Origin of the sequence: Xanthomonas sp. SHU 199 (genome assembly GCF_000364665.1) — a bacterium.
Classification (GTDB): domain Bacteria; phylum Pseudomonadota; class Gammaproteobacteria; order Xanthomonadales; family Xanthomonadaceae; genus Xanthomonas_A; species Xanthomonas_A sontii.
On sequence record NZ_AQOI01000413.1, the window covers coordinates 1 to 8492 of the forward strand.

Sequence of the window (8492 nt, forward strand, 5' to 3'; positions counted from 1 at the left end):
TGGCAGCCCGCTGCGCCCCGGGCGCCTGCTGGAGCGACCGCTGGGGGCGCTGCGCCGGCGCCTGGATGCGGACCTGCTGCCGCATCTGGCTGCCGCCCGGCATCTGCTGCCGCTGCTGGCGCAGCACGAGCGCGGCGCCCGCTACGTGCTGTTGGGCAGTCCCTGCGCGCTGCGCGCCTGGTCCGGGCATGGCGACAGTTCGGTGGCGGCCTCCGCGATCCGCATGCTCGCCCAGGTGCTGCACGAGGAAGCCAAGCCGCTCGGCGTGCACGTGCATCTGCTGTCGCTGTCCGCGCCGGTGTGCCGCAGCGACGACGCCATCGGCGACTGCCCGGAGTGGTTCACCACCCTCGGCGTCGGCCGCGCCGTGGTCCACCTGCTCGCCGATGCGCAGCGGCCGGACCGCGCCCTGGTCGAGATCGACCGCCGCCACTTTGCCCAGCCGCGCAGCGCCTTGCTCACCCCCTTGCCGTTTTCCTTCTCCACCCACGAGGTCTCTCCATGAATCCGATTCCGATGCCGTCGCGCCTGCTGCCGGGCGCCTTGCGCCCGCTGGCGGTGGCGCTGCTGGTCGCCACGCTCGCCGCCTGCGGCGGCAAGGCCAACGAACAAGGCGCGCCGCCGCCGCCGAGCGTGGGCGTGGCGCCCGCGCTGCAGAAGCAGATCAGTCAGTGGGACGAGTTCAGCGGCCGCGTCGAGGCCGTGGAGCACGTCGACCTGCGCCCGCGCGTGTCCGGCTACATCGACAAGGTCAATTACGTCGAAGGGCAGGAGGTGAAGAAGGGCGATGTGCTGTTCACCATCGACGCGCGCAGCTACCGCGCCGACCTGGCCCGCGCCGAGGCCGATCTGGCGCGCGCACGCACCCAGGCCAAGCTCAGCGCCAGCGAGGCCGCGCGCGCCAAGACCCTGTCCGAACAGCAGGCCATCTCCACCGAGAGCTGGGAACAGCGGCGCGCCGCGGCCGAGCAGGCACAGGCCGACGTGCTGGCCGCGCAGGCGGCGGTGGACAGCGCACGCCTGAACCTGGAATGGACCCAGGTGCGCGCGCCGATCGCCGGCCGCGCCGGCCGCGCGATGGTCACCGCCGGCAACCTGGTCAGCGCCGGCGACAGCGCCAGCGTGCTGACCACGCTGGTGTCGCTGGACAAGGTGCATGTGTACTTCGACGCCGACGAAGGCACCTTCCTGCGCTATGCGCAGATGGCGCGCGACGGCCAGCGCCCGAGCGAGCGCGACGGCAGCCTGCCGGTGCAGGTCGGCCTGGTCGGCGAGGACGGCTATCCGCATGCCGGCAAGGTCGATTTCCTCGACAACCAGCTGGTGCGCAGCACCGGCACCATCCACGTGCGCGCGTTGCTGGACAACGCCGATCGCCGCTTCACCCCCGGCCTGTTCGCGCGGGTGCGGCTGCTCGGCAGCGGTCGCTTCGACGCGGTGCTGATCGACGACCGCGCGGTGCTCACCGACCAGGACCGCAAGTACGTCTACGTGGTCGACAAGGACGGCAAGGCGCAGCGGCGCGACGTGCAGCTCGGCCGCAGCGCCGAGGGCCTGCGCATCGTGCAAAGCGGCCTGTCCGCCGGCGACAAGGTCATCGTCGACGGCGTGCAGAAGGTGTTCATGCCCGGCATGCCGGTGCAGGCCAAGCCGATCGCGCTGCAGACCAAGTCCCCGGCCGCACCGCGTCAGGCCGTCGCCCTCGACTGAGTCGCGGGCGCCGACGTAGCACCGGCCGAATAGTGCCGGCCTTACCCGTCGGGCCCGCCATGGCCCGGCGCCGCCACCGGCATGCCTGCGTCCGCGCCCGGCCCCCCGTTTCAACCGTTTCCAGGACCACCACCCATGGACTTTTCCAGATTCTTCATCGACCGGCCGATCTTCGCCGCCGTGCTGTCGATCGTCATCTTCGCCGCGGGCCTGATCGCCATCCCGCTGCTGCCCATCGGCGAATACCCGGACGTGGTGCCGCCTTCGGTGGTGGTGCGCACGGTGTATCCGGGCGCCAACCCCAAGGTCATCGCCGAGACCGTCGCCACGCCGCTGGAGGAAGCGATCAACGGCGTGGAGAACATGATGTACATCAAGTCGGTCGCCGGCTCCGACGGCGTGCTGCAGATGACCGTGACCTTCCGCCCGGGCACCGATCCGGACGATGCTGCGGTCAAGGTGCAGAACCGCGTGGCGCAGGCGCAGGCGCGCCTGCCCGAGGACGTGCGCCGGCAGGGCGTGACCACGCAGAAGCAGTCGCCGACCTTCCTGATGGTGGTGCACCTGACCTCGCCCAAGGGCAAGTACGACACCCTGTACCTGCGCAACTACGCGCGCCTGCACGTCAAGGACGCATTGGCGCGGATCCAGGGCGTGGGCGATGCGCAGGTATTCGGCGGCGGCGACTACGCGATGCGCGCGTGGCTGGATCCGGAGCGGGTGGCCGCACGCGGGCTCACCGCCAGCGACGTGGTCGCGGCGATGCGCGAGCAGAACGTGCAGGTCTCCGCCGGCCAGCTCGGCGCCGAGCCGATGCCGGAGAGCAAGTTCCTGACCCTGATCAACGCGCAGGGCCGCCTGCGCACCGAACAGGAGTTCGGCGACATCGTGCTCAAGGTCGGCGCCGACGGCCAGACCGTGCGCCTGTCCGACGTCGCCCGCCTGCAGCTGGGCGCCGGCGACTACACCCTGCGCGCGCAGCTGGACGGCAAGAACGCGGTCGGCATCGGCATCTTCCAGGCGCCGGGCGCCAATGCGCTGCAGATCCGCGACCAGGTCATCGCCAAGATGGACGAACTGACCAAGCAGTTCCCGGACGACGTGAAGTACGAAGCGGTGTACGACACCACCATCTTCGTGCGCGACTCGATCAGCGCGGTGGTCCACACCCTGCTGGAGGCGGTGCTGCTGGTGGTGCTGGTGGTGATCCTGTTCCTGCAGACCTGGCGCGCCTCGATCATTCCGCTGATCGCGGTGCCGGTGTCGGTGGTCGGCACCTTCGCCGCGCTGTACCTGCTGGGCTTCTCGATCAACACGCTGACCCTGTTCGGGCTGGTGCTGGCGATCGGCATCGTGGTCGACGATGCGATCGTGGTGGTGGAGAACGTGGAGCGCAACATCGAGGAGGGGCTGACCCCGCTGGCGGCCGCCCACCAGGCGATGCGCGAGGTGTCCGGCCCGATCATCGCGATCGCGCTGGTGCTGTGCGCGGTGTTCGTGCCGATGGCGTTCCTGTCCGGGGTCACCGGGCAGTTCTATAAGCAGTTCGCGGTGACCATCGCCATCTCCACGGTGATCTCGGCGATCAACTCGCTGACCCTGTCGCCGGCGCTGGCCGCGCGCCTGCTGCAAGGCCACGATGCGCCCAAGGACCGCCTGTCGCGTGGCATGGAGCGGCTGTTCGGCGGCTGGCTGTTCCGTCCGTTCAACCGCTTCTTCCACCGCAGTTCCGACCGCTACCAGGGTGCGGTGTCGCGCATCCTCGGCCGCCGCGGCGCGGTGTTCGCGGTGTACGTGGCGCTGCTGCTGGTGACCGGGCTGATGTTCAAGGCGGTGCCGGGCGGCTTCATCCCGACCCAGGACAAGATGTACCTGATCGCCGGTGTGAAGCTGCCGGAAGGCGCCTCGATCGAGCGCACCGACGCGATGCTGCGCAAGGTCGCCACCATCGCCATGCAGACCGATGGCGTGGCGCATGCGATCTCGTTCCCGGGCCTCAACGCGCTGCAGTTCACCAACACGCCCAACACCGGCGTGGTGTTCCTGCCGCTGAAGCCCTTCGCCGAGCGCCACCGCAGCGCATTGGAGATCAATGCCGAGATCAACCAGCGCATCTCGCAACTGGGCGAGGGCATGTCGTTCGCCTTCATGCCGCCGCCGATCCTCGGCCTGGGCAACGGCAACGGCTACCAGTTGTTCATCGAGGACCGCGCCAACCTCGGCTACGGCGCGCTGCAGAACGCGGTCAGCACCATGCAGGGCGCGGTGGCGCAGACCCCGGGCATGAGCTTCCCGATCGGCACGTATCAGGCCAACGTGCCGCAGCTCGACGCCGAGGTCGACCGGGTCAAGGCCAAGGCCCAGGGCGTGGCCCTGACCGATCTGTTCGATACCTTGCAGACCTACCTGGGCTCGACCTACGTCAACGACTTCAACCAGTTCGGCCGCACCTGGCAGGTGATCGCCCAGGCCGATGCGCCGTTCCGCGAGAGCGTGGAGGACATCGCCCGGCTGCGCACCCGCAACGCCAACGGCGAAATGGTGCCGATCGGCTCGATGGTGACGATCAAGCAGACCTACGGCCCGGACCCGGTGCTGCGCTACAACGGCTATCCGGCCGCCGACCTGGCCGGCGAAGCGGATGCGCGCTCGCTGTCCTCGGCCGAGGCGATGGCCAAGATCACCCAGATCGCCAAGCAGGTGCTGCCCAACGGCATGGAGATCGAGTGGACCGACCTGAGCTACCAGCAGGCCACCCAGGGCAATGCGGCGCTGGTGGTGTTCCCGCTGGCGGTCCTGCTGGCGTTCCTGGTGCTGGCGGCGCTGTACGAGAGCTGGACGCTGCCGCTGGCGGTGATCCTGATCGTGCCGATGACCCTGCTGTCGGCGCTGTTCGGGGTGTGGCTGAGCGGCGGCGACAACAACGTGTTCGTGCAGGTGGGTCTGGTGGTGCTGATGGGCCTGGCGTGCAAGAACGCGATCCTGATCGTCGAGTTCGCCCGCGAACTGGAACTGCAGGGCAAGGGCATCGTCGAATCGGCGCTGCAGGCCTGCCGCCTGCGCCTGCGCCCGATCGTGATGACCTCCATCGCCTTCATCGCCGGCACGGTGCCGCTGGTGTTCTCGCATGGCGCGGGCGCGGAAGTGCGCTCTGCCACCGGCATCACCGTGTTCGCCGGCATGCTGGGCGTGACCCTGTTCGGTCTGTTCCTCACCCCCGTGTTCTATGTCGCCCTGCGCAAGCTGGCCGGGCGGCCGCTGGTCTCGCATGCGCCGGCCCACGCCGACGCGCCGGCGCACGGCTGATCCTTTTCCCATCCTTCTCAGGAGTTTCGCAATGAACGCAGCACACAAGATCGCCCTGGTCACCGGCGCCACCCGCGGCATCGGCCTGCACACCGTGCGGCAGCTGGCCGAAGCCGGCGTGCACACCCTGCTGGCCGGGCGCGACGCCACCCGCGCCAGCGCCGCGGCCCTGGAACTGCAGGGCGAGGGCCTGCCGGTGGAGCCGTTGACCCTGGACGTCACCGACGCCGCCAGCATCGCCGCCGCAGTGGAGACGGTGCGCGCACGCCATGGGCGGCTGGACATCCTGGTCAACAACGCCGGCATCCTGCGCGACGACCCGCGCCTGAGCGTGTCGCAGCAGAGCCTGGAGACCTGGCGCGAGACCTTCGACACCAACCTGTTCGGCCTGATCGCGGTCACCCAGGGGTTCCTGCCGCTGCTGCGCGAGGCGCCGGCCGCGCGCATCGTCAACGTCTCCAGCGTGCTCGGTTCGCTCGCCCTGCATAGCCAGCCCGGGTCGCCGATCTACGACTTCAAGGTGCCGGCCTACAACGTGTCCAAGAGCGCGGTGAATGCCTGGACCATCCAGTTGGCCTACGAACTGCGCGAGACCCCGATCAAGGTCAACACCATCCACCCCGGCTACGTGAAGACCGACATGAACGCGGGCGAGGGCGAGCTGGAAGTGGCCGACGGTGCGCGCAGCAGCGTGATGATGGCGCTGCTCGACGCCGACGGCCCCACCGGCAGCTACACCCATGTCGGACAGGTGCTGCCATGGTGATCCGTCCCGTCTTCGGCGCACTGGCGCTGGCGCTGCTCAGCGCCTGCGCCAGCGTCGGCCCCGACTACCGCGCACCGGCGCAGCCGCCGGTGACCCTGCAGGGCGCCGCGTCGCCGGTGTTCGCGACCGACTCGCCGGTCGCATCCTGGTGGGCGCAGTTCGACGACCCGGTGCTGGAACAGCTGGTGCACGACGGCCTGGTCGCCAACCTGGACCTGCGCCTCGCCCTGGCGCGCGTGCACGAGGCGCGCGCGGTCTTCGCCGAGCAGCGCCTGGACCAGGCGCCGCATGTCACCGCCGGCGGCGACTACACCCGCGGCAAGGCCCCGGACGCGGACGCCGGCGGCGCGCGCGTGCTCACCGAAAGCTACCGGCTCGGCTTCGATGCCGGCTGGGAGCTGGACCTGTTCGGGCGCCAGCGCCGCGCCAGCGAAGCCGCGCGTGCGAACCTGGAAGCCGAACAGGCCGGCTTGGCCGACGCCCAGGTCACCGTGGCCGCGGAGGTGGCGCGCAACTACTTCGCCCTGCGCGGCACGCAGAAGCGCATCGCGCTGGCGCGGACCACGCTGGACAACCTGCGCGACACCCAGCGCCTGACCGAGACCCGTTGGCGACTGGGCGCCGGCAGCGAACTGGATGTGCAGAGCAGCCGCGCGCGGCTGAAGGCGATCGAGGCCGACATCCCGCTGCTGGAAGTCGACGCCGCGCAGGCGCGACACCGGCTGGCGGTGCTGCTGGGCAAGCCGCCGGGCGCGCTCGACGCGCTGCTGGCGCCGCAGCCGACCCCTGCCTATGCACGGGCCTTGCCGCTGGGCGATACCACGCAGTTGCTGCGCCGGCGTCCGGACGTGCGCATCGCCGAACGCCGTCTGGCGGCGGCGACCGCGCGGGTCGGCGTGGCCACCGCCGACCTGTTCCCGCGGATCAGCCTGTCCGGTTTCGTCGGCTTCCTGTCCGGCGATGCCGGCGCCTTGCTGCAGGGCCGCAGCAAGGCCTGGTCGCTGACCCCGTCGATCCAGTGGGCGGCGTTCGACCTGGGCAGTGTGCGGGCACGCCTGCGCGCGAGCGAAGCGCAGGCCGACGGCGCCGCAGCCGACTACGAGAAAGCCGTGCTCGGCGCACTGGAGGACACCGAGAACGCCTTGACCGCCTATGCCCACGAACAGGCGCGGCTGGCGATCGTGGCCGAACAGACGCAGGCGGCGCAGCGTGCCGAGGCGTTGGCGCAGATCCGCTATCGCGAAGGCTCGGAGGATTTCCTGACCCTGCTCGATGCGCAGCGCACGCAACTGACCGCCGAGGCGGCCCTGGCCGACGCCGAAGCGGCGGTGAACATCGGCGTGGTGCGGGTGTACAAGGCGCTTGGTGGTTGGGGGCAGGACGCGGGCACGGAGGTCGGCAGCAGGGACGTCGCGACCACCGCGGTGGCGGCGTCCGCGGTGCAGGCGCGCTGAGCAGAGCGCTGCACCTGCCGCGGTGCGGGCCGACCGTTCGCACCGCGGCGCCTGGTCGGCACCGCTCGTCATGTGCTCTCGCCGCCATCCGGCCGCATCCCTGGTTTGTCTGCAGGAGCGGCGTCAGCCGCGCCGGGCGTTCCCTCTGAAGCCCGACGCGGCTGCATGGCAGGCGACTCCCGCAATGGCTTGCGGCGAGCCCTCCGTGTGCACTGTGGGAGGGACTTCAGTCCCGACGCATTGCGCCATCGGAACGCACTCCACTTCCGCGCGGCATGACAGTCGATGCCCACAGAATGCTTCCCGTCATCAGCGCCGCCCTGGTGACGGCGACCGGACCGGAGACCAGCCGGGCATGCGGCGGCAGATCGCTGCGGGTGCTGGACACTCAGTCCTGCGCCACGTCCTCGGCGATCACATAACGGTCGCGGCCGTTGTTCTTGGCCTGGTACAGCGCGGTGTCTGCGCGCGAGAACCAGTCGTGCCACTGCACCTCGTCGCACAGCATGGCTGCGCCCAGCGACACGGTGATGGTGCCGTTGGGGCCGCGCAGCGCAGAGCGGGTGGCATCGTGCAGGCGCCTGGCGAAGGCGGACAGTTCGGTCGCGGACTGCAGCCGTGCCACCACCACGAACTCCTCGCCACCGAACCGGAATACCTCGTCCGGCGCACGTACCTGCGCGCGCAGCAGCGCGGCCAGCTCGGCCAGCACCCGGTCGCCCTCGGCATGGCCGTAGAGGTCGTTGACCTCCTTGAAGTGATCGATATCGAGCACGATCAGCCCATGCCGGCGTGTCGCGCGGCGCGGATCGGCCACCCGTTGCGACAGGCTGCGCTCGAGCATGCGACGGTTCGGCAGCCCGGTCAGCGAATCGTGCGACGCCAGTTGTTCCAGCTGCACGCGATCGCCTTCCACCCGCAACGCGAGCATGTAGCCCAGCCCGGTGATCAGCAACGACACCGATATCATCGAGAAGAAGTGTTCGGCACCCAGGGCGCTCGGGGTCACCACCAGCAGCACCGCGATCAGCGTGGCATTGCAGGCCAGCGCGACATGGCGCGTCACCACGAAGAAATTGCTCATCATCACCAGGTACAGCCACGGCACCGCGGCGTGGCGCAGTGCATGGCAGGCCAGGGCGCTGCCCAGCAACCAGCTCAGCGACAGCAGCGGATCCATGCGGCCGTCGCCGCGGTGCAGCGCCAGCCAGGTGGCCAGCGCGGCCAGGCCGGCCAGCGCGGCGCCGGCCAAAAAC

General features: G+C 70.2%; 5 protein-coding genes and 1 pseudogene. 5 read left to right on the top strand and 1 reads right to left on the bottom strand.

Translation table 11 applies throughout. The features are described from left to right. The 5 genes and pseudogenes from D183_RS24765 to D183_RS0113560 all read left to right on the top strand — a co-directional run. Positions 1-505 (top strand): annotated as a pseudogene (locus tag D183_RS24765) (SDR family NAD(P)-dependent oxidoreductase); the annotation flags it as partial. 11 nt (positions 506-516) lie between these two features. Beyond that, positions 517-1710, top strand: a complete 1194-nt coding sequence (locus D183_RS0113545; protein ID WP_408068876.1) for an efflux RND transporter periplasmic adaptor subunit — start codon at positions 517-519, stop codon at positions 1708-1710. A 135-nt stretch (positions 1711-1845) separates the two neighbouring features. Beyond that, positions 1846-5016: an efflux RND transporter permease subunit gene (locus tag D183_RS0113550; RefSeq protein WP_017909474.1), complete on the top strand. Its 3171-nt coding sequence runs from the start codon at positions 1846-1848 to the stop codon at positions 5014-5016. A 31-nt stretch (positions 5017-5047) separates the two neighbouring features. After that, complete coding sequence (locus D183_RS0113555) at positions 5048-5782, top strand: SDR family oxidoreductase (RefSeq protein ID WP_017909475.1); 735 nt, start codon at positions 5048-5050, stop codon at positions 5780-5782. Then, the gene (locus tag D183_RS0113560) at positions 5776-7236 is read left to right on the top strand and encodes an efflux transporter outer membrane subunit (RefSeq protein ID WP_017909476.1); all 1461 of its coding nucleotides are present in this window, start codon (positions 5776-5778) and stop codon (positions 7234-7236) included. The genes D183_RS0113555 and D183_RS0113560 overlap by 7 nt, the downstream gene beginning before the upstream one ends. 388 nt (positions 7237-7624) lie before the next feature. Here D183_RS0113560 and D183_RS0113565 read toward each other — a convergent pair. After that, positions 7625-8492: GGDEF domain-containing protein (locus D183_RS0113565; protein ID WP_017909477.1), on the bottom strand; the 868-nt coding region annotated here is incomplete at its 5' end.

Bases quoted from the DNA above. Each gene is read 5' to 3' on its own strand.
- D183_RS0113560 (WP_017909476.1), top strand. From the start codon at position 5,776: ATGGTGATCCGTCCCGTCTTCGGCGCACTGGCGCTGGCGCTGCTCAGC.
- D183_RS0113555 (WP_017909475.1), top strand. From the start codon at position 5,048: ATGAACGCAGCACACAAGATCGCCCTGGTCACCGGCGCCACCCGCGGC.
- D183_RS0113545 (WP_408068876.1), top strand. From the start codon at position 517: ATGCCGTCGCGCCTGCTGCCGGGCGCCTTGCGCCCGCTGGCGGTGGCG.
- D183_RS0113550 (WP_017909474.1), top strand. From the start codon at position 1,846: ATGGACTTTTCCAGATTCTTCATCGACCGGCCGATCTTCGCCGCCGTG.